The sequence below is a fragment of the Luteimicrobium album genome (assembly GCF_030161555.1).
Classification (GTDB): Bacteria; Actinomycetota; Actinomycetes; order Actinomycetales; family Cellulomonadaceae; genus Luteimicrobium; species Luteimicrobium album.
Genome location: NZ_BSUK01000001.1, coordinates 2,977,874 through 2,999,326 on the forward strand (window position 1 = coordinate 2,977,874; position 21,453 = coordinate 2,999,326).

Annotated in this window: 16 protein-coding genes and 1 pseudogene; 8 read left to right on the forward strand and 9 right to left on the reverse strand. The window is 73.7% G+C overall.

The features are described from left to right. Nucleotides 1-52: 52 nt before the first annotated feature. The 8 genes and pseudogenes from QQK45_RS15175 to QQK45_RS15210 form a co-directional block, all read right to left on the reverse strand. Nucleotides 53-1,408 (reverse strand): ABC transporter substrate-binding protein, encoded by a 1,356-nt coding sequence (locus QQK45_RS15175; protein ID WP_284294009.1) that lies wholly within the window; start codon nucleotides 1,406-1,408, stop codon nucleotides 53-55. Between the two features lie 128 nt (nucleotides 1,409-1,536). Beyond that, nucleotides 1,537-2,310 (reverse strand): DeoR/GlpR family DNA-binding transcription regulator, encoded by a 774-nt coding sequence (locus QQK45_RS15180; RefSeq protein ID WP_284294010.1) that lies wholly within the window; start codon nucleotides 2,308-2,310, stop codon nucleotides 1,537-1,539. Nucleotides 2,311-2,683: 373 nt separating this feature from the next. Beyond that, nucleotides 2,684-6,103: a GH92 family glycosyl hydrolase gene (locus QQK45_RS15185; protein ID WP_284294011.1), complete on the reverse strand. Its 3,420-nt coding sequence runs from the start codon at nucleotides 6,101-6,103 to the stop codon at nucleotides 2,684-2,686. A 102-nt stretch (nucleotides 6,104-6,205) separates the two neighbouring features. Further along, a complete protein-coding gene (cydC, locus tag QQK45_RS15190) occupies nucleotides 6,206-7,858 on the reverse strand; it encodes a thiol reductant ABC exporter subunit CydC (protein WP_284294012.1) in 1,653 nt (550 codons plus the stop codon). Further along, a complete protein-coding gene (gene cydD, locus QQK45_RS15195) occupies nucleotides 7,855-9,486 on the reverse strand; it encodes a thiol reductant ABC exporter subunit CydD (RefSeq protein ID WP_348525251.1) in 1,632 nt (543 codons plus the stop codon). Before cydD ends, cydC begins: the two co-directional genes overlap by 4 nt. Before the next feature lie 73 nt (nucleotides 9,487-9,559). Next, complete coding sequence (cydB, locus tag QQK45_RS15200; protein ID WP_284294013.1) at nucleotides 9,560-10,645, reverse strand: cytochrome d ubiquinol oxidase subunit II; 1,086 nt, start codon at nucleotides 10,643-10,645, stop codon at nucleotides 9,560-9,562. 24 nt (nucleotides 10,646-10,669) lie between these two features. Next, nucleotides 10,670-12,159 (reverse strand): annotated as a pseudogene (locus QQK45_RS15205) (cytochrome ubiquinol oxidase subunit I). A gap of 1,279 nt (nucleotides 12,160-13,438) precedes the next feature. Continuing rightward, complete coding sequence (locus QQK45_RS15210) at nucleotides 13,439-13,630, reverse strand: hypothetical protein (protein WP_284294014.1); 192 nt, start codon at nucleotides 13,628-13,630, stop codon at nucleotides 13,439-13,441. Between the two features lie 216 nt (nucleotides 13,631-13,846). Between QQK45_RS15210 and QQK45_RS15215 the strand changes: the two genes are divergently transcribed. From QQK45_RS15215 to QQK45_RS15230, 5 genes are all read left to right on the forward strand, one after another. Further along, nucleotides 13,847-15,961, forward strand: coding sequence for an Rne/Rng family ribonuclease (locus QQK45_RS15215; RefSeq protein WP_284294015.1), 2,115 nt, complete (start codon nucleotides 13,847-13,849; stop codon nucleotides 15,959-15,961). 54 nt (nucleotides 15,962-16,015) lie between these two features. Next, nucleotides 16,016-16,162 (forward strand): hypothetical protein, encoded by a 147-nt coding sequence (locus tag QQK45_RS15220; RefSeq protein ID WP_284294016.1) that lies wholly within the window; start codon nucleotides 16,016-16,018, stop codon nucleotides 16,160-16,162. A 537-nt stretch (nucleotides 16,163-16,699) separates the two neighbouring features. Then, on the forward strand, nucleotides 16,700-17,575 hold the full coding sequence (locus tag QQK45_RS22445; RefSeq protein WP_348525252.1) for a hypothetical protein: 876 nt from the start codon (nucleotides 16,700-16,702) through the stop codon (nucleotides 17,573-17,575). Continuing rightward, nucleotides 17,536-18,156 carry an alpha/beta hydrolase family protein gene (locus QQK45_RS22450; RefSeq protein ID WP_348525253.1) on the forward strand — a complete coding sequence of 207 codons (621 nt, stop codon included), beginning with the start codon at nucleotides 17,536-17,538 and terminating at the stop codon, nucleotides 18,154-18,156. Before QQK45_RS22445 ends, QQK45_RS22450 begins: the two co-directional genes overlap by 40 nt. A gap of 116 nt (nucleotides 18,157-18,272) precedes the next feature. Further along, nucleotides 18,273-18,851, forward strand: a complete 579-nt coding sequence (locus QQK45_RS15230; protein ID WP_284294017.1) for a thymidine kinase — start codon at nucleotides 18,273-18,275, stop codon at nucleotides 18,849-18,851. Nucleotides 18,852-19,634: 783 nt separating this feature from the next. Here QQK45_RS15230 and QQK45_RS15235 read toward each other — a convergent pair. Next, nucleotides 19,635-20,066 (reverse strand): protein-L-isoaspartate O-methyltransferase family protein, encoded by a 432-nt coding sequence (locus QQK45_RS15235; RefSeq protein WP_348525254.1) that lies wholly within the window; start codon nucleotides 20,064-20,066, stop codon nucleotides 19,635-19,637. Nucleotides 20,067-20,330: 264 nt separating this feature from the next. On the opposite strand from QQK45_RS15235, the gene QQK45_RS15240 reads away from it, so the two are divergent. The 3 genes from QQK45_RS15240 (at nucleotide 20,331) to rpmA (ending at nucleotide 21,382) form a co-directional block, all read left to right on the forward strand. Beyond that, a complete protein-coding gene (locus tag QQK45_RS15240) occupies nucleotides 20,331-20,537 on the forward strand; it encodes a dodecin family protein (protein ID WP_284294018.1) in 207 nt (68 codons plus the stop codon). Between the two features lie 205 nt (nucleotides 20,538-20,742). Next, entirely contained in the window at nucleotides 20,743-21,051 is a 309-nt protein-coding gene (gene rplU, locus QQK45_RS15245; RefSeq protein ID WP_227994653.1) for a 50S ribosomal protein L21, read from the forward strand. Nucleotides 21,052-21,124: 73 nt separating this feature from the next. Then, on the forward strand, nucleotides 21,125-21,382 hold the full coding sequence (gene rpmA / locus QQK45_RS15250; RefSeq protein WP_036949482.1) for a 50S ribosomal protein L27: 258 nt from the start codon (nucleotides 21,125-21,127) through the stop codon (nucleotides 21,380-21,382). Nucleotides 21,383-21,453: the final 71 nt, after the last annotated feature.

Below are 21,453 nucleotides of genomic sequence, written 5' to 3' on the forward strand. Positions count from 1 at the left end.
CGGGCCGTGCCCGGGGCGGCCGGTGGGGGCCGCCCCGGGCGGTGTGGACAGGTCAGCTGCCCTGGTACTTCTTCCCGACGGCCGTCGCCGCCTTCTGTCCCGCGGCGAGCAGGTCGTCGATGCTCTTCTGGCCGGCGATCGTGGCGGACAGGTCCTGCCCGAACGACGTGCCGAGGTCGGTGAACTCGGGGACGTCGACGAACTGGATGCCGGGCGCGGGGCGCGGCTGGACGCCCGGGTCGGTCGGGTCGGCCGCCTCGAGAGCCGTGAGCGTGGCGTCGGCGAACGGCCCGGCCGCCTTGAGGTAGTCCTCGTTCTTGTACAGCGACTCGCGCGCGCCGGCGGGCACCGTCGACCAGCCGTCGGACTCTCCGACCGTCTTCAGGTAGTCGGTTCCGGAGGCCCACGAGATGAACTTCCAGGCGTCGTCCTGCTTGCTCGACTTCTTCTGGACCGCCCACGCCCAGGTGTAGAGCCAGCCGGACGCCTTCGTGTCCTTGACGGGCGCCTGCGCGTAGCCGATCTTCCCCTTGACGGGCGAGTCGGGGGCCTCGAGGCTGCCGGCCGCCGACGTCGCGTCGTACCACATGGCGACCTTGCTCTGCGTGATCGCGGTGAGGCACTCCGCGAACCCGGCCTGGGCGGCGCCGGCCTCGCCGTGCTGCTTCACGAGGTTCGTGTAGAACGTCGCGGCGTCCTTGAACTGCGGGGCGTCGACCTGCGCGTTCCAGTCCTTGTCGAACCAGGTGCCGCCGAACGTGTTGACGACCGTCGTGAACGGGGCGACGTTCTCGCCCCAGCCCGCGAGGCCGCGCAGGCAGATCCCCTTCATGCCCTTCTGCGCGCCGTCGACCTTGGCGGCCGCGGCCGCGACCTGGTCCCAGGTCGGGTGCTCCGGCATCGTGACGCCGGCGTCCGCGAGGACGTCCTTGCGGTACATGAGGAACGAGGACTCGCCGTAGAACGGCTCGCCGTAGAGCTTGCCGTCGCTGCTGAGCGCCTTCGTCATGGACGGGAAGATGTCGTCCTGGTCGAACGAGGAGTCGTCCTGGTACGCCTTGATGTCGTCCATCGACCAGAGCCAGCCGTTCTTGGCGTAGATCGGGATCTCGAAGTTCGACAGGGTCGCCACGTCGAACTGGCCGGACTGGTTCTGGAAGTCCTGCGCCGCCTGGTTGCGCATCTCGTTCTCGGGCTTGACGGTGAAGTTCACCGTGATGCCGGTCTTCTTCTCGAAGTCGCCCACGTGCTTCTGCAGGGCGAGCATCTGCGGGTTGTTGACCATGAGCACCTTGATGGAGTGGCCGCCTCCGCCGCCCCCGTGGCTTCCGCCCGCCCCGCAGGCGGTCGTCGTGAGGGCGAGGGCGGCGGCGAGGCCTGCGGTCGCCACGAGCGAGGTCCGACGCATGGTGTGGTCCTTTCGTCGTGCGCTCCCGGGCCGGTCCTGGCGGTCTCGGGGTGCGCGGGGGAGGGGCGTGGCGGTGCCACGTCCAGGAAGGGGTGCTGTGTCGTGTGCGGCGGCGTGCGCCGTGGAGGTCAGGCTCGGAGCACCTGCGGTCCGAGCGCGGCGTAACGGTGGGCCTCGCTGCTGGGCAGGCCCGTGTCGGTGATGAGCGCCTCGAAGTCGGTGACCTGGGCGAAGCGGCAGAAGCTCGTGATCCCGAACTTGTGGTGCGCGCCCACGAACACGCGACGCCGGGAGACGCGCATCGCCGTCGACTTCACGGCGGCGACGGCGCCGTTGGGGACGGTGAGGCCCTTGTCCCGGGTGATGCCGTTGGCGCCGAGGATGGCGAGGTCGATGACGAACTGCTCGAGCATCGAGGTCGTCCACTGGTCGACGGGCGCGAGGGTGCCGGGCCGGAGCCGTCCGCCGAGGATCACGACCTCGATGGTCGGCGACGCGGCGAGGGCGGCCGCGGCCGGCAGGGACGCGGTCACGACCGTGAGCGCGCGGCCCGAGCGGACCAGCTCCTCGGCGATGAGCTGCTGGGTGTAGCCCTCGTCGAGGAAGAGGGACTCGGTAGGACCGAGGTGCTCGACGGTCGCGGCGGCGATGCGCTGCTTCTCCGCGACCCAGGCGGTGGACCGTGCGGCGAGGTTGGTCTCGAACGCCGCACCCTCGACCGGGTACGCGCCGCCGTGCGTGCGGCGCACGAGCCCGTGGCCCTCGAGCGTGGTCAGGTCGCGTCGGACGGTCTCGGGTGCGACGCCGAGGTCCTCGGCCAGCCGCGTCGCCGGCGTGTGGCCGGCGCTGCGGAGCGTCTCGAGGATGAGGCGTCGTCGTTCGTCGCCCGTCAGCCGTCCCATCGCGTCATCGCCTCCTTGGTCGCCGTCGACACCCGGGTCACCCCGTCAGTGCCCCATCACACCCCCGACCCGCGCCGGGGTCCAGTGGGAACCCGGGCGTCGGGGTGGCCGGTTTTTGCCCGTTCGGGGATCTCGGTCTGCGACGGCTGCTCCGGGCGGCGACGTGCTTGTTCGCGCTCACAGGGCTCGCTCCCGGCCCGCCGCTCCGCAGGGGTGCGCCCGTTTCCCCACCTCACGATGCCCGAACGGGGGTGTCCGTCGCCCGGGGCCGGACAGGCACTGCCCGGACCCGGGCCGACGCGCGGTACGGACGCGCGGTCGGCACGATGGACGGCCAGCTCCCCAGCGGGAACCGGCCGTCCGTCGTGCCCCGTCAGCCCTGGGCGATCGAGAACACCCGGGCCTGGTTGGTCGTCGGCAGGGTCACCGACACGATCGTCGTGCCCGACGGCGCCGTGTACGGCGTCGTCGCGAACACGTACGCGCCCGGGAGCGACGACGACGCGTTGCGCACCGGCGTCCAGGCCACGACCGAGTTGCCGTAGACCGGCTCGAGGGTGCCGGCGTTCACGTCACCGGTGCTCGACGGCAGCACCCAGTCGCCGAACGAGAAGTCCGCCGTCGCCGTGGACCCGTCGCTCAGCGTGACCGTCGCCGTGTTCTTGCCGCCGCCGTTGATGCCCGACCCGACGAACGAGATCGTCCGAGCGGGCTTCGTGAGCGTGACGGTCTGCCCGGACGGCACGATCGTGTCCGGGAAGCCCTCGGGCGCCGACGGCCAGGTGAGCGTCGTGCCGTTCGCCAGCTTCGTCGCCCGGCCCGGCTTCAGGCCCACCGAGGCGAGCGAGTCGCGCGAGAACGTGTTCTCGGCGTTGTCGAAGTTCCCGTTCACCGAGTGCTCCGACGAGGTCCCGACGAGCGTCGTGGCGGCCAGCAGGCCGCCCGCCTTCGCGACGCGCACCGTGAGGTCGCTGCGTACCGTCTCGGAGCCCACCCGGGCCACGAGCTGCACCGGGTAGTAGCCGTCCGCGACGTTCGAGCTCACCGTGAGGGTGAGCGTCGCGTGCCCTGCGCCCGTGGCGTCGAGGTGCGCGGAGCCCGAGCTCACCGTGATGCCCCGGGTCTTGCTCGTCGCGCTCAGGCGGACCTGGGACGACGTCTGCTCGAGGCGCTGCACGTCGACCTTCATCGTCGTCGCGGAGCCGGGCGTCACGGCCGGGTTGTCGGGCGTGGCGTGCACGGCCACGGCCGCGGAGCCGGTCCTGTACGACGGCGGGGCGTCCTTGCTGCCCGTGCCCCACGTCCGGCTGGCCTTCGACGCGAGCGTGAAGGCGACCGTCGACGAGCCGTGGCCGCGCGTCAGCGACGCGAGGTCGGTCCACGTCGCGTCGGTCCGGTGCCCGCCGACGGCGAGACCCGCCACGTACCGCTTGCCCTCGTTCGCGCCGGCGGCCGTGACGTCGATGGTCCGGCCCGAGGCGAGATGGATCCGGGCGGCGTCGAACGCGGGGGCGTTCACCGTCAGGACGTCGGTGCCGGGCGTCGCCGGGAACAGCCCGAGGGCCGCCCACGCGTACCAGCTCGACTGCGCGCCGAGGTCGTCGTTGCCGGGTTCGGCCTTGTCGGGCTGCGTGCCGAAGAGCGTCGTGCGGATCTCGTCCACGACCTCGGACGTGCGCCACGGCTGCCCGACGTAGTTGTAGTACCAGGGCACGTTGAAGTCGGGCTCGTTGCCCGCCCACATGTACGGCTCGTTCGCGCCGACGTTGAGGCCGTTCGTCATGAAGGCGTCGAGCCGGTCGGCGAACACGTCCTTGCCGCCGAGCGCGGTGACGAGACCGTTCACGTTCTGCGGGACGAGCCAGACGTACTGCTCGGCGTTGCCCTCGTCGTAGCCGACCGAGCCGAAGCCCGTGATGCGGCCGCGATACCCGAAGTCCGACGGGATGGTCAGGCCGTCGCCCGTCGGGAAGGCGCCCGACGCGTCGCGCAGCGAGACGTAGCGTGTGGTCGGGTTGAAGAGGTTCTGCCAGTAGCTCGACCGCGCCTGGAAGGTCTTCGCGACGGACTTCTGCCCGAGCGCACCGGCGAGCTGCCCGATCGCGAAGTCGTCGATCGAGTACTCCTCGGTGATCGACCCGCCCGTGACCGCGTGGTCCGTCTGGAACTCCTTGGTCTGCGGCGCGTAGTGCCGCTCGTTGTAGACCTCGGCGCCGAACCGCTCGACCGCCTGGTCGTTCGTGCCGCCCGTGTTCTTCCCGGCGTCGGGCCCGACCGCACCCTCGACCATGGAGGAAAGCGCGGTGCGGACGTCGAAGTCCTTCGCACCGAACGCGTACGTCTGCGCGATGAGCGCCGCCGGGTTGTCACCGCTCATCTGGTTGGTGCCGGCGTTCGCGAACGCCCAGCGCGGGTACGACCCGCTCTGCTCGGCGTCGTTCACGAGCGACTGCGCCATGTCGGACGCCTCGTCGGGGAAGAGCATCGCCTGCAGCGGGGCCAGCGTGCGGTAGGTGTCCCAGTCGGAGAAGTACGCGTACTGGTGGCGCGCCCGGCCCTTCGCCCCCGGATGCTCGGAGACGTTGTGCACGACCGGGTCCTTCTCGAACCCGATGTACTGGCCGTTCACGTCGTCGAACGTGTTGGGGTGCAGCAGCGAGCGGTAGAGCGAGTGGTAGAAGGTGCTCGTCTCGTCCGCGGTCGCGGTGTCGCTCACCTGGACCTTGCCGAGGGCGCCGTTCCAGGTGTCGTGGGCAGCCTTGCGGACGCCGTCGAACGCCGCGCCCCACGAGGCGTAGGGCTTCGTGCCCGTGGCCGCCGCCCCGGGCGTCGGGACCTCGGTGTTCATGTTGAGGATCGCGTTGTCGGTGCTGACGTAGGACAGGGCGATCTTGAGGTGGACGGTCTTCGTGCCCGCGGGGAACGACACGTAGCCGCCGGCCTTCGCGTTCGCGACCTCGGCGTCGTGCGACCCGTCGCCGACCGTGACGGTGCCCTTCGACTCGTCCCACGCGCCGTACGACGTGAAGTCCTGGTCGACCTTCGCCGCGAAGAACGCGGTGTAGCTGTTGTTCTTGCCGCAGAAGTTCCCGGACTTCGTCCAGCCCGTGATGATCCCGGTCTTCGGGTTGACGTTGAGCGAGCCCGAGCGCGTCGAGCTGTTCGAGACGCCCGAGCGGAACGTGATCGACGGCGTCGTGCCCTCGGGGAAGGTGAACGTGGCGACGCCGGTCCGCGTGGTCGCGGTGAGCGCGGACGTGATGCTCGAACCGTCGGCATCCTTCGAGACCAGCGTGTAGTACCCGGGCGAGCCCTTCTCGCCGTCGTGCGTGTAGGACTCGGTCCTGGTCCACGGCTGGGCGCTCGCGGCCATGCTCGTCGTCGTCGGGAGGACGGGGAAGTCGCCGAGCGCGCCGCAGCCCTGCGACGCGTGGTCGAGGCCGAAGCCGCGCAGCGTGCTGTTGCCGTAGTAGTAGCCCTGGCCGGTGCCGGGGTTGTCGGGGGAGAACTGCACCATCCCGAACGGCACCGACGGGCCGGGGAAGTTGTTGATCGACCCGACCGTGTCGCCGCCCGTGCCGGTGCCGGCGAGCGTGCTGACGGTCGAGGCGGGGTCGGTCACGTAGCGGGTGGCGTGCCCGCCGCCGTGCGTGTCCCCGTGCGCGTCGGCCGGGACGGCGAGGGTGAGCGTCGCGGCCGTCGCGGCCGTCGTGGCGGCGAGGGCGAGCGTGCCGGCCGCGAGCGCGCGTCGCGACCGGGTTCTGCGGCGGTCGGGCGGGGTGGTGCGTCTCATCGCGTGGACTCCTTCGTCGAGCGGGTGAAGCTTCGAACGCTGACATCGTTGTCAGGAAAGCGTGCGCCCGTCAAGAGGACACGGCGGAGAAGGAGGCGGGCGCTAGTGCGCCGCCACGGCGACGCCCTGGAGCGTGAGCACGGCGTCCGCCGCGTCGAGCGCGCCGCGGTGATGGGTGGCCAGCACGACCGTCCGCCCGCGTGCCGTGAGCCCGAGCACCATCCTGACGAGCGCGTCGGCCCCGGCGGGGTCGAGGTGCTCGGCGGGCTCGTCGAGCACGAGCACCGGGGCGCGCGAGACGAGCGCGCGTGCGATCAGCAGCCGGCGCCGCTCGCCCCCGGACACGGCGTCGCCGCCCGGCCCGACGACCGTGTCGAGGCCGTCCGGCAGCGCCGCCTGCCACGGTCCCAGCCCGACGGCGGCGAGCGCCTCGAGCGCCTCGTCCTCGGTCACGTCGCCCCGCGCGACGCGCAGGTTCTCGAGGACGGTCGTGTCGAACAGGTGCGCGTCCTCGGCGGTCCACGACGCCTCGGCGTGCCGCTCGAGCCGGCCGCCCGCGGGGGCGAGCAGCCCCGCGAGCGTGAGCAGGAGCGTCGTCTTGCCGACGCCGCTCGGCCCGACGACGGCGAGCGACCGGCCCTCGTGGAGCTCGAGGTCGAGCCCCGTCACGGCGGGGTCGGGGCGCGAGGGCCAGCCGCAGGCCAGGGCACGCGCCACCAGCACCGGGGCGCCGGGCGCCGCGGGTGTGACCGCGACCGGCTGGGGCGCCGCGGGGTCCGGTGCCGCGCCGTCGAGCAGCGCCATGATGCGCGCCGCCGCGGCGCGCGAGCGCCGGAGCTGGACGGCCGCCGCCGGCAGTGCCCCCACGCCCTCGAACGCCGCGAGCGGCGTGAGCACGACGACGGCCAGGTCCTCGGGCGACAGCCGCCCCGACGCGACGGCCGGGACGCCCAGCAGGAGAGCGACGACGACGGCGAGGCCCGTCGCGGCCGTCTGGATCGCCTCCGACGTCGCGGACGTGCGGGCGCCGACGTCGGTCGCCGCGGTCAGCTCGCGGTCCGACCGGCGCAGGTCGTCGAGGCGGGAGCCGAGCGCGCCGGAGACGGCGAGGGCGCCGTCGTCGCCCAGGACGTCGAGCGTCGCGGCCGTCATGTCGGCACGCGCCTGGAGCGAGCGCCGCTCGGTCTCCCGGGCCGCACGGTCCGCCAGCCAGGGCGCCCCGACCCCGACCACGAGCAGGAGGAGGAGCAGCGCGAGCCCCGCCTCGGGCAGCAGGGCGCCGACGATCGCGACCGCCACGAGCGACACGCACGCGGCGACCCCCACCGGCACGAACGCCCGCACGACGACGTCCCCGACGGCGTCCGCGTCGGCACCCGTCCGGGCGAGCAGGTCGCCCTCGCGCAGCGCGGCGACGGCCTCGGGCCGCCCGGCCGCGAGGCGCGCGTAGAGCGTGGTGCGCAGGGACACGACGCCGCGCAGCGCCACGTCGTGCGAGACGAGCCGCTCGACGTATCGCAGGGTCCCGCGGCCCACGCCGAACGCGCGCACCGTCACGGTCGCGACCGAGAGCACGAGCACGGGCGGCTGCTGCGAGGCGCGCGCGATGAGCCAGGCCGCGACCGCGGCGAGCCCGACGGCGCAGCCGAGCGCGAGCGTGCCGAGCGTCACCGCGCCCACGACCCGGCGCCACGGGACCTCGAGCAGCGGGACCGCGCGTCGCAGGGGGTCCCGGGAGCGGCCGGGGCGGCTCATGCCGGCACCCCCGCCGGGGCGTCAGCAGCCTGGGGCAGTAGCGCCGAGCGGACCTCGACCGTGCGGTCGCAGGCCGCGACGAGCGCGGGCCGGTGGGCGACGACGAGGACGGTCCGACCCTCGTCGCGCAGCGCGCGCACGGTCCGGACGACCGCCTCCTCGCTCGCGTCGTCCAGGTGGGCGGTGGGCTCGTCGAGCACCACGACCGGTCGCCGCGAGACGAGCGCCGCCGCGAGCGCGACGCGCTGCCGCTGCCCGACGGACAGCCCGAGGCCGCCTCGTCCGACCCGCGTGTCCCAGCCACCCGGCAGCGACGCCACGACCTCGTCGAGGGCGGCGAGCCGGGCCGCCTCGGCCAGGCGCGCGTCGTCGTCGGCGGACGGCGAGGCGCCCAGCACCGCCTCCCGGACCGTCCCCGCGCCGAGGTCCGGGCGCTGCGGGACCCAGGCGACCTGCGCCCAGAACGCTTCGGGGTCGAGCGCGCCGACGTCGACCGGCTCCGCGTCCCGGTCGCCCGTCGGGACGACGACGGCGCGTCCGCGCGTGGGACGCACGAGCCCGAGCACCACCTGGACGGCCGTGGACTTGCCGGCGCCGTTCGGCCCGACGAGCGCCACGGCCTCGCCCGGCCCGAGTGCGAGCGAGATGTGCGCCGGGGCCAGCACAGCCCGACCGGGCGCGGCCACCCCGACGTCGTCGAGCACGAGCCGCGCGCGCGCCAGGTCGACCGTGGCGGCCCCGTGCTCCGGCAGCGGCTCCTCGAGGACCTCGAACGCGGCGCTCGCGGCGGCGATGCCGTCGGTCGAGGCGTGGAACTGGGCGCCGACCTGGCGCAGCGGCAGGTACACCTCGGGGGCGAGGACCAGGACGGTGAGCCCGGTCACGAGGTCCATCCGGCCATCGACGAGGCGCAGCCCGATGCCGACCGCCACGATCGCGACCGACAGCGTCGTGAGCAGCTCGAGGACCATGCCGGACAGGAACGCGATCCGCAGCGTGCCCATGGTCGCGCGGCGGTTCGCGTCGCCGAGCGCCCGGACCCGCTCGCGCGGGCCCTCGGCGCGGCCGAACGCACGGAGCGTCGGCAGCCCCGCGACCAGGTCGAGGAGCTGCGCGCCGAGCCGCTGCAGCGACGCGAGCCGGCGCTCCGCGACGCCCTGCGTCAGCCGCCCGACCAGCACCATGAACAGCGGGACGAGCGGCAGCGTCACGATCACGACCAGCCCGGAGACCCAGTCCAGCCCGAGCACGACGACCACCAGCAGGGGAGTCACGACGGCCGTCAGGAGGAGCTGCGGCACGTAGCGCACGAAATACGGCTCGAGCGCGTCGAGCCCGGTCGTCGCGAGCGTCGTGAGACGGGTGCCCCTCGCCGAGCCGCGCCAGCGCGGGCCGAGGGCCGTCGCGCGGATGACGAGCGCCTCCCGCAGCTCGGCGACCGTGCTGGCCGCCGCGCGCACCGCGTAGCGCTCCTGGCACCACGACACGACCGCGCGCGCCGCGACCACGGCCGCGAGCCACGCGACGCGCGGTCCCAGCTCGCCCAGCCGGGCGCCGTCGTGCACCGCCCGGCCGAGCGTCTCGCCGATCAGGACGGCCTGCGCGACCACGAGGACCCCGGCCAGCACCCCGAGGACGGTGGTCAGCGCGAGGTACCCCGCGCCGCGCGCGCGTGGCGGAGCAGGCGTGGGTCGAGGGGCCTCACGGCCGGGCGGTGCCGTCGTCCGCCGCGGCCGGGGCCGCAGGACGCGCGGAGCGCCGCAGGCTGAGGCCGATCGGGTCGGGGAGCGCGGACGCCGTGAGCCGCTTGCGGAACACCCAGTAGGTCCAGCCCTGGTAGAGCAGGACGACAGGGGTCAGCACCACGGCGACCCACGACATGATGACGAGCGTGTAGTGCGTCGAGCTCGCGTTGGTCACGGTGAGCGAGTGCGCCGGGTCCGTCGCGGGCATGACGTCGGGATACATCGAGCCGAAGATCAGGACCACCGCCGCGACGATCGCGACGGCCGAGAACGTGAACGCCCAGCCCTCGCGCTCGCGCCAGGCCGCGGCCACGACCCCCAGCAGCGCCGCGGCGGCCACCGTGACGGCCGCCCACGTCCAGCCGGTGCCGTAGGCGACCTGGGCCCACACCGCCCACGCCCCGGCGACCACGAGCGCCCCGACCGAGAACGGCTTCGCCAGGCGCATCGCCCGCTCGCGCACGACGCCGGTCGACTTGAGCCCGAGGAACACCGCGCCGTGCGTGAGGAACAGGGCCAGCGTCGTCAGGCCGCCGAGGAGCGCGAACGGGTTGAGCAGGGCCCAGAAGCCGCCCACGTAGTTGTGCTGCGCGTCGAGGTCGACGCCGCGCACCAGGTTGGCGAACGCCACGCCCCACAGGATCGCGGGCAGCCACGAGCCGACGACGATCGCGCGGTCCCACCAGCGCGCCCAGCCCGGGTCGGAGACCTTGCCGCGGTACTCGAACGCGACCCCGCGGACGATCAGGGCGAGGAGGATCAGCAGGAGGGGCAGGTAGAAGCCCGAGAACAGGGACGCGTACCACTCGGGGAACGCGGCGAACGTCGCGCCGCCCGCGGTGATGAGCCACACCTCGTTCCCGTCCCAGACCGGGCCGATGGTGTTGATGACGAGACGGCGGTTCCGGTCCCTCTCCTTCGCATCGGAGCCGCGGCCGACGATCGGCAGCAGCATCCCGACCCCGAAGTCGAAGCCCTCGAGCACGAGGTACCCGGTCCACAGGACCGCGATGATGACGAACCACAGCGTGGTGAGCTCCATGGCTGGCTCCTTCCCGTGGGCGGGTCAGTAGGCGAAGGACAGGGGACGGTCGGCGTCGTCGTCGCTGCGCGCCTCGGGTGAGTCGTCGTGCACCTCGTCGGGCGCGCCCTCGATCGTGTACCGGTGCATGAGGCGGTACCAGACGACGGCCAGCACCCCGTAGACGACGGTGAACGCGATCATCGAGGTGAGCACGAGCCCGGGGAGATGTCGGAGACACCCCGCGCGGTGAGGAGGCGGACGTCGTCGAGCCCCGTGGGATTGGGCGCGACGACCCACGGCTGGCGCCCTGCCTCGGTGAAGATCCACCCGAACGAGCACGCGAGGAACGGGGTCGCGAGCGACACGAGCCCCAGCCGGCTGAGCCACAGGGAGTCGCTGACCCGGCCCTTGCGCGTGGCCCAGAACGCGAAGACCGCGAGCGCGAGCGAGAACGCCGCCCAGCCGATCATGAGGCGGAAGCTCCAGTAGGTGAGCGCCAGGTTCGGGGAGTAGTCGATGGGGTGGCCGTCGGCGTCGGTGTCGCCGAACTTCTGCTCGTACTCGGCCTGCAGCTCGGGCACCGACTTGATGGGCGCCGTGAACGAGCGGTCGGCGAGGAACGACGTCGCGCCGGGGATCGAGATGAGGCGCGTGACGCCCTCGCAGTCGTTGTTCAGGTCGCCGATGGACAGGATCGAGAACGCCGCGCCGTTCGGGGAGGGCTCGCAGAGCGCCTCCGCGGACGCCATCTTCATGGGCTGCTGCTGGAACATGAGCTGGCCCTGCACGTCGCCGCTGTAGATCACGCCCGCGCCCGCCACGACCATGACGAGCACGCCGAGGCGCACGGCCGGCCGGTAGACGTTCCGGGCCTTCTCCAGGTCGTCGGCCTTCTTGGTGCGTGCGAGGCGGACCATCCACCAGGTGGCGATCGCGGTGACGACCGTGCCCGCGGTGAGGAACGACGCCGTCACCGTGTGCGGGAACGCGGCCCAGAGCGTCGAGTTGCCGAGCACGTCGCCGATGCTCGTCATCTCGGCGCGGCCGGTCTCGGGGTTGTACGTCGTCCCGACCGGGTGCTGCATCCACGAGTTCGCCGCGAGGATGAAGAACGCCGACAGGTTGGTGGAGATCGCGACGAGCCAGATCATCGCCAGGTGGAGCTTCTTGTTGAGCTTGTCCCAGCCGAAGATCCACAGGCCCAGGAACGTCGACTCGACGAAGAACGCGGCGAGGGCCTCCATCGCGAGCGGCGCGCCGAACACGTCGCCCACGAACCGTGAGTACGCGCTCCAGGTCATCCCGAACTGGAACTCCTGGACGATCCCGGTCACGACGCCGATCGCGAAGTTGATGAGGAAGAGCTTCCCGAAGAACTTCGTCAGCTTGAGCCAGCGGTCCTTCTTGGTGATCACCCACGCGGTCTGCATGATCGCGACGATCGGGCCGAGCCCGATCGTGAGCGGGACGAAGATGAAGTGGTAGACGGTCGTGATGGCGAACTGCCACCGCGCCAGATCGAGGACGTCCATCGTTGTGGGGCTCCCGGCCGGTCCGTGCGTGACCCTTCGGCACGCGATACGAGCACCGTAGGCCCGGATGACCGGCGGCGTCGGTCGAACGGAGCGTGTCGTGAGACATGCCACTCGTCCGACGACGCAGGTCACCCTTACGTGTGCGTCGGGCAACGTTCGGGTCGGGGGCGGGCATGGCGCGCGGTGTCCCACGGCGGCGCGTCGTCGTGACCGTGTCGTGACCTGGTGTGCGATACTTCTCGTGACTTCGGGGGTGCCCGTACGCCCCCGACGCACGGCCCGCAGCACGCGACCCACGACTCGCGGAGCGGCCGCCGCCGCTGCATCAGACGCAGCGTGACGGCAGGCGCCCCCGTCGTCCGCGCAGCTACGGACCGCCACCGACGACTTCCGTCGCGGTCGGCGGCACGCACCCCGGGTGCACCGTCGGCGAGCGACGACCGACCGCCCGCAGGGCCAGCAGCTACGGGCTTGGCCCTCCGGGGTAGGAGCGACGCGTGACCCGCGACGACACCACTGCACCCGAACCCACCACGACCGGCGAGACCGGAGCCGAGGCGCCCCGCAAGCGGCCCCGCCGCCGCGCCACGCGCACCGTCGGCGCCCCGAGCGACGTCGTCGTGGTCCCCGAGGGTGCCGGCACCCACGCCGGCGGCCCCCTCGAGATCACCCTGCCGCAGCCCGCGGCCGAGCGGGCGGCCGCCGTCGCCGAGGCTCGCCAGGAGCCCGTGGGCGAGCCGGCCCCGGCGCTCGACGTCCTCGCCGAGCTCGGCGCCCGCCCCGCCACCGCCTCGCGCAGCCGTCGCAGCGCCTCGGCCTCGGAGGCCCCCGCCCCGGCCGAGGACGCCCCGCGCGCCGAGGTCGGGCTGTCCGACATCGCCCTGCCCGACGCCGAGCGTCCGTCGCGCGCGCGCCGCAAGGCCACGCGGCCCGCCGCCGCGCCCGAGGCCGAGGTCCCCGCGTCCACCGCTCCCGCCGAGCCCGCCGACGAGGCCCCGAAGGCCCCGGCGCGCCGGAGCCGGGCACGCAAGGCTGCCGAGCCCGCGGGCGCCGACGCCGTCGTGGCCGAGCCCGTCGCAGCGGACGCCGCCCCCGCGGACGAACCCGCAGCCGAGGCCCCGGCGCCCAAGAAGCGCAGCAGCCGCACGCGCAAGGCCGCCGGCACGACGTCGAAGGCCGAGGCTCCCGCGCCCGAGCCCGACGCGGAAGGGCAGTCGTCGGACGAGGGCACCGCGCCCGCGCCCGCGCCGACGACCGTGCCCACCACGCCGGGTGGTCAGCCGCGCCTCGCGACCACCGCGCTGCTGTTCCAGGCGCCCGACCCGACGACGGCGTCCCGCCGCGGCCGGCGCGCGCAGGCCCCCGCGGGCCCGCCGCGCCCGGCCACGGAGCCGGCGACCACCGAGACGTCGACCACGCAGCCGCCGGCCGTGGAGGCGGAGACCGTGACGACGGAGGCAGCGACCACTGCGCCCGCCCCCGCGCGAAGAGGTCACGGGCGTCCAGGACGTCCTCCGCGCCCGAGCGCGAGGCGGCTCCCGAGACACCCGCGGCGCCGCGGTTCTCCGTCGACCGCCTCTCCCGCGAGGAGCGCGACGCGATCGACGAGGTCGAGATCATCGAGGCCGAGCTCGTCGCCGAGGGCCTCGAGGCCGAGCTGGTCGAGTTCGACGACGTCGACTTCGTGCTCGAGGGCGAGGACGCCGACGCGCGCGAGTCCGCCCCCGCGGAGGACCTCTCCGAGGACGAGGCGGACGAGGACGAGGACGCGGGCGAGCGTGACGCCGCCGCGCCCCGCCGTCGTCGTCGCCGGGGTGGCCGCGGCCGCCGCAACCGAGGCACGGGCGAGAACGGCGCCGACGAGGACGAGGGCGAGCCCGAGCGCACCGACGACGACGTGGTCGCTTCCGAGCCAGCTCGTGACGAGGCGGCCGAGACCGACGAGGAGACCGAGGCCGGCTCGAGCCGTCGTCGTCGCCGTCGTCGTCGCGGCGCCGCCGCGGAGGGCACCCGCCAGGGCCGCGCGAGCGACGAGGTCACCGCGCTCAAGGGCTCGACGCGGCTCGAGGCGAAGCGCCAGCGCCGCCGCGAGGGCCGCGATGCCGGCCGCCGTCGCCAGATCATCACCGAGGCAGAGTTCCTGGCGCGCCGTGAGGCGGTGCAGCGGTCGATGGTCGTGCGCGAGCGCGCCGGACGCACCCAGATCGCCGTGCTCGAGGACGGTGTGCTCGTCGAGCACTACGTGTCCCAGCAGGCGCAGGCCTCGATGGTCGGGAACGTCTACCTCGGTCGCGTGCAGAACGTGCTGCCCAGCATGGAGGCCGCGTTCGTCGACATCGGCAAGGGCCGCAACGCCGTGCTGTACGCGGGCGAGGTCAACTGGGACGCCGCCGGCCTCGAGGGCCAGCCGCGCCGCATCGAGGAGGCCCTCAAGTCGGGTGACCCGGTGCTCGTCCAGGTGACGAAGGACCCGATCGGCCACAAGGGCGCGCGGCTCACGTCGCAGGTCACGCTCGCGGGCCGGTACCTCGTGCTCGTCCCGGGCGGCGGCATGACCGGCATCAGCCGCAAGCTCCCCGACACCGAGCGGTCGCGGCTCAAGAAGATCCTCCGCGAGATCGTGCCCGACGGCGCGGGCGTCATCGTGCGCACCGCCGCGGAGGGCGCGAGCGAGGAGGAGCTGCGCGCCGACGTCGCCCGCCTGCAGGCGCAGTGGGAGTCGATCGAGACCAAGTCGAAGAAGGCGTCGTCGGCGCCCGCCTTGCTCCAGGGCGAGCCGGACCTCGCGATCCGCGTCGTGCGCGACATCTTCAACGACGACTTCGGCTCGCTCGTGGTCGAGGGCGACGGGGCGTGGCAGGAGATCTCGTCGTACCTGGGCGAGCTCGCGCCCGACCTCGCCGAGCGTGCGACGAAGTGGGTCGAGAACACCGACGTGTTCGCGGTGCACCGCATCGACGAGCAGCTCGCCAAGGGCATGGACCGCAAGGTCTGGCTCCCGTCCGGCGGGTCGCTGGTCATCGACCGCACCGAGGCCATGACGGTCATCGACGTCAACACGGGCAAGTTCACGGGCTCGGGCGGCACGCTCGAGGAGACCGTGACCCGGAACAACCTCGAGGCCGCCGAGGAGATCGTCCGCCAGCTCCGGCTGCGCGACATCGGCGGCATCATCGTCATCGACTTCATCGACATGGTCCTCGAGTCGAACCGCGACCTCGTGCTGCGCCGGCTCGTCGAGTGCCTGGGGCGCGACCGGACCAAGCACCAGGTCGCCGAGGTCACGTCGCTGGGCCTTGTGCAGATGACGCGCAAGCGCGTGGGGCAGGGCCTCGTGGAGGCCTTCTCCGAGACGTGCGAGCACTGCCACGGGCGCGGCTTCATCGTGCACTCCGAGCCGATCGAGCGGTCGGGGGCCAGAACGGCCAGGGCGGCGGCGAGGCCCACACCCACGGCGCCGACGGGTCGGGTGCGGACGAGTCGCGCCGCGGCTCGCGCCGTCGTCGGGGCAAGGGCGCCGAGGCGGCGCCCGCGGGCCCGGCCGCCGGGCACGGCGTGCCCGTGCTGCCCGAGTCGCGCGACGCCGTCAAGGCGACGCTCGCGACCATCGCCGCCGCGGCGGCGCACGCGCACGACCACCCGCACGAGCACGAGGCCCACGACGCCGCCGACCAGGACGCCGTCCTGGCTCAGGTCCACGAGGGCAGGGGCGACGAGGGTCTGGACGAGGGCGAGGAGCACGCGGTCGAGGCGACGGCACCGGACGTGGAGGCCGCGCCCGTCGAGGAGTCGGCCGTGAGCCCCGAGGCGCCGCTCGACTCCGGGCCCGCGGACGCGCAGGACGACTGACCGCGTGTCCCCGGACGTCCTCGCGCGCGGGCCGCGCGTCGTCCTGCGCGGCTGGAACGCGCCGGACCGCGCGGCCCTGCGCGAGTGGCTCCGGCCGCAGCACGAGTGGCACCTCTGGGACGGCCCGTACGCGAGGAGCGGGCAGAGCTGAGCCAGGGGGAACAGCGACGGAAGGAGCCGGCGTGAGGCCGACCGACATCGAGACCTTCGTCCAGGTGGGTTCGCTCACCGTGGACCCGGACGGGAGCCGCGCGGTCGCCGCCCTGTCGCACGCGTCGCTCGCCGCGGACGCGACCGTGGGACAGCTCTGGGAGCTTCCCCTCGGCGACGACGCGGGCCCGGACCGTGCACGCCGCCTCACCCGCGGCCGCCGCGACCTCGCGCCCCGGTTCTCCCCGGACGGGCGTCTCCTCGCCTTCCTGCGTGCCGTCCCCGGCGGCAAGCCGCAGGTCCACGTCGTCGACGCGCGCGGCGGTGAGCCGCTCGCGGTCACCGACCAGCCGCTCGGCGTGGGGGCTTCACCTGGTCGCCGGACTCGACCCGGATCGCGTTCGTCGCGGCCGTCCCCGAGCCCGGCCGGTACGGCACGGTCGACGGGCTCGGCCCGGACGCCGAGCCGGCCCGCCGGATCACGACGGTCCGCTACTCCGGCAACGGCCGCGGGTACACGATCGACAAGCGCACGCACGTGTTCGTGGTCGACGTGCCCGACGTCGCCGCGGAACCCGTCTACGAGCCGGCACCCGACCTCCCGGCCGAGGGCGACGCCGCCGACGCACCGTCCGCGGTCCCCGCCGCGCGCCTCGTCACGCACGTCGACACCGACCACGGTTCCCCGGTCTTCACGTCCGACGGTCGGCGCCTGCTCGTGATCGCGGCCCTGCACGACGGCCGCGACACCGACCTGCGCAGCGACGTGTGGTCGTTCCCCGTGCCCTCGACCGACGCCGAGGACGAGCCCGCCCGGGAGCCCGTGCGCGTCACGGGCGACGAGAACCTCGACGTCGGCGCGCTCACCGTCGGCCCGGACGGCCTCGTCTGGTTCGCCGCCGGCGAGCTCGGTGCCGACGGGCGGGACTTCGTCGCGCGCACCGCGGCCGTCTACGTGGCCGTGCCGACCGCGAACGGGTTCGGCACACCGCGCCGGGTCACCGACCCGGCCGAGCACGACGTCGCCGACGCGGGCCTCGAGGCCGTGCCGGGCGCCCTGTTCGTCGTCGGCCGGACGCGCGGGCGCGGTCCCGTCCTGCGCGTCGGGGTGGACGGCGACGTCACGACCGTGCTCGAGGGCGACCTCGAGGCCACCGCGCTCGCCGTCGGCGGCGACGCGCTCGTGGTCGCGGTCGTGACCCCGGGCAGCGCGGGCGACGTCGTCGCGGTCCCGCTCGACGCCGAGCACCGGCCCGCGGGCAAGCCGCAGCCCCTCACGGACCTGGGCGGCCCCGCCCGGGCGAGCGGCGTCGTCGTGCCCGTCGAGGAGGAGCCCCCAGCAAGGACGGCACGCCCGTGCACGGGTGGGTGTCCGTGCCCGACGGCGCCGGCCCCCACCCCGTCCTGCTCATGATCCACGGCGGCCCGTTCGCGCAGTACACGGTCGGGCTGTTCGACGAGACGCAGGTCTACACGTCCGCCGGGTACGCCGTCGTGTACTGCAACCCGCGCGGCTCGGCCGGGTACGGGCGCGAGCACGGCCTCGCGATCAAGGAGCGCATGGGCACGGTCGACCTCGACGACGTGCTCGGCTTCCTCGACGGCGTGCTCGCGAGCCACCCCGAGCTCGACGCCGACCGCGTCGGGATCCTCGGCGGCTCGTACGGCGGGTACCTCACCGCGTGGACGATCGCGCACGACCACCGCTTCGCCGCGGCCGTCGTCGAGCGCGGGTTCCTCGACCCCGAGGTGTTCATCGGGACGAGCGACATCGGCTCGTTCTTCTCGCAGGAGTACACGGGCGCCGACCCCGCGCACCGGGTGACGCAGAGCCCGCAGGCCGTGGTCGACCAGGTCCGCACCCCGACGCTCGTCGTGCACTCCGAGCAGGACCTGCGCTGCCCGCTGTCCCAGGCGGAGCGCTACTACGCGGCGCTGCGCCGGGGCGGGGTCGACGCCGAGCTCCTCGTGTTCCCGGGGAGAACCACGAGCTGAGCCGGGCGGGCAGGCCGCGCCACCGGGTGCAGCGCTTCGACGCGATCCTCGACTGGTTCAGCCGCTACCTGCCCGTCTGACCTGCCCACAGCGGTTCCGGCGGGTTGGATGGGAGCATGACGGGACGAGTCGAGGTCGTCGTCGGGCCGATGTTCGCCGGCAAGACCGAGGAGCTGCTCCGACGGGTGCGCCGGGCCCAGGTCGCCGGGCGGGCCGTGGAGGTCGTGAGCCACGCGCTCGACGTGCGCCGCGGGGCCGGGCGGGTGAGCACCCACTTCGGGCTCGCGGTACCGTCGCGGGTCGCGTCGCACGCCGCCGAGCTCGGGGAAGCGCGCGCCTCGTCCACCGAGCTGCTCGCGGTGGACGAGGCGCAGTTCTTCGGGCCCGAGCTCGTCGACGTCGTCGAGCGGCTCGCGGACGAGGGTGTCGTCGTCGTGGTCGCCGGCCTCGACGTGACCTACGACCAGCGGCCGTTCGAGCCGATGGCCACGCTCGCGACGCTCGCCGAGCGCACCGACCGGCTGCTCGCCGTGTGCGCGGTGTGCGGGGAGGACGCGCCGTTCCACGTCCGGGTCGTGGCACCGCCGTCAGGCCCCGCGGACGACGCGGCGGAACCGACCGCCGAGCACGTCGGCGGCTCCGAGAAGTACCAGGCGCGGTGCCGCGCGCACCTCGACGCCCCGCCCTGGCGCTGACGGTGACGTTCGGTTCGCCGACGGTGACGTGGTGACGTGTCTGTGGTCGGGTTCGCGGGCGGGCACGGCGAGCCGGTTCGGGCTGTCGTGCTTCGGCCCGGGGGCCGTGCGCACTCTCTTACGCCCTTCACCACCTCCCCGCACCCACCCGCTCGGCCGTCGTCTCACCTTCCCCGTGTCCCGGCATCCGCGCGGCCGTCGTCTCGCCTTCCGCCTTCGTCGCGAGTCAGCGCGTTTCGTTCGGGTCAGCGCGAAGTTCGCGCTGACTCGGGTGATTCGCGCTGACTCGGCGGCGTCTGGGTCCCTCGGTGCTGGGACGTGAGCGGTCACGACCGGCATCGGGCCCGCTCGGAGGCCGCCGGTCCTGACCTCTCGGGCTGGGATGACGCCGTCGTCGGTGCAGGTCCGACCACCGGCCATGCGGTTGTGCACGTTCCCTCGGGCCGAGCATGGGGTTGTGTCCCTCTTCAACGCTGAGGTGGTGGGCAACGTCATGGTCGGCGAGCCCTGGGGTGGCTGATCGCATGGTCGGCGGCGCTTGGAAGCTGGGAGCCGCGGGGTCGCCGACGGCGGACTGACGGCGAACTCGTCGCCGGAGCGGGCCGTGGGTGGGCGACCGGTTGTGGACGTGGCCCGACGGCGAAGGGTGGGGCGGGTGGGGTGCGCGCGGTCGTGGCGGGTCTGGCGGGAGCCGAAGCGAGGAACGAGCGAGGCGGATGGAAGACCGCGCGCACCCCACCCGCCCCACCCGACCACGCGAGCGTCGCCGTCGGCGGGCGGGTGTCACGCGAGCGGGCCATGCAGGGGGACGAACGAGTAGGAGCCGTGCTCGCTCACCTGCGCTCGGCCGGCGGGGTCGACCTCGACGAGGACCATCGTCGTGCGCACCGGGACGACGAGGCGGCCGCCGGGTGCGAGCTGGCGCACGAGCGCCCGCGGGAGCTCGTCGGGGGACGCCGAGACGAGGATCCGGCCCCAGCCGCCCGGACGCGGCCGGCCCAGCTGCGTGGGGTCGGCGGCCTCCACGCGCGCCCACGGCGTCCCTTGGGCTCCGACGTTCGCGCGGCCGAACGCCACGAGCGCCGGCTCGAGCTCGAGCCCGAGCACCTCCCCGTCCGGCCCGACGAGGTGCGCGAGCAGCGCCGTCGTCCAGCCCGATCCCGAACCGACGTCCAGCACGTGCTGCGCCGATCGGGCGTCGAGCAGCCGGAGCATGGCCGCGACCGTCGACGGCTGCGAGCCCGTCTGGCCGCGAACCAGGGGAGGGCGACGTCGTCGTCGGCACGCCCGCGGACGGCGCCCGGCAGGAAGTCGCGCCGCGGCACCGCGCGGAACGCGTCGGTCACCGCGTCGTCCAGGCGGCCGGCCCCGACGGGCCGGCCGGACCGTGACCTCATGGTCCGACCGTAGCGCCGGCGTGCGCGGCCTGATCGGGCGGCGCACGCTGGAAGCTCCGGACGGTTCGACGAGGAGGTCACCATGAGCACGTCGGTCGCACGCATCACGCACATCTCGGCACGCTCGGACACGAGCTTCGACGACGCCGTGAGGATCGGGGTCGAGCGGGCCGCGCAGACGCTGCGGAACGTGTCGGGGGCGTGGGTCAAGGACCAGAAGGTCAAGGTCGAGGACGGGCGTATCGTCTCCTGGCAGGTCGTGCTCGAGGTCTCGTTCGTGCTCGAGTGACGGCGGGCGCTTCGCGGCGCATCCCCGCCGTCGGGCGGTTTGACCCGGGACAGCCCCGCCCCGTACCCTTGAACGTCGGCGCGTGTCATACGCGCTGGTCCCGTGTGCCCATGGGGCGGTCGCACTCGCACGCCGCGGCGTGTCGCAGTCTCCAAGACGATCGACCATGACGAGCACGCCCAGACGAGTAGAGATGAGCAGCAACGTGGTGTACGCGATCGTGAAGGCTGGCGGCCGCCAGGAGAAGGTCGCGGTCGGCGACGTCGTCGTCGTGGACCGTCTGTCCGCAGGGGTCGGCGACTCGGTCGAGCTGCCCGCGCTCCTGCTCGTCGACGGGGAGAAGGTCACCACCGACGCGGCGAAGCTCGCGAAGGTCAAGGTCACCGCCGAGGTCGTTCGGGACGAGAAGGGTCCGAAGATCGCGATCCTCCGGTACAAGAACAAGACCGGCTACCGCCGTCGCCAGGGTCACCGTCAGCAGCTGACCCGCCTCAAGGTCACCGGCATCAAGTGAGTCACTCCCGTCGCACCGCGACGGGGCCTCACTCCTCCCACTTCTCCCTCGGCACGAGAGCAGGTCATCAGACATGGCACACAAGAAGGGCGCGAGCTCCTCGCGCAACGGTCGTGACTCCAACGCGCAGCGCCTCGGCGTCAAGCGCTTCGGCGGCGAGCAGGTCAAGGCGGGCGAGATCATCGTGCGCCAGCGCGGCACGCACTTCCACCCCGGCAACAACGTCGGCCGTGGCGGCGACGACACGCTGTTCGCGCTGACCGCGGGCGCCGTCCAGTTCGGTACGCGCCGTGACCGCAAGGTCATCGACATCGTCCCGGCCGAGGCCTGATCGGGCCGACCAGCCGGCTTGACCCGAGGGGCGCACCGTTTCGGCGGTGCGCCCCTCGGTTCGTTTCTTCC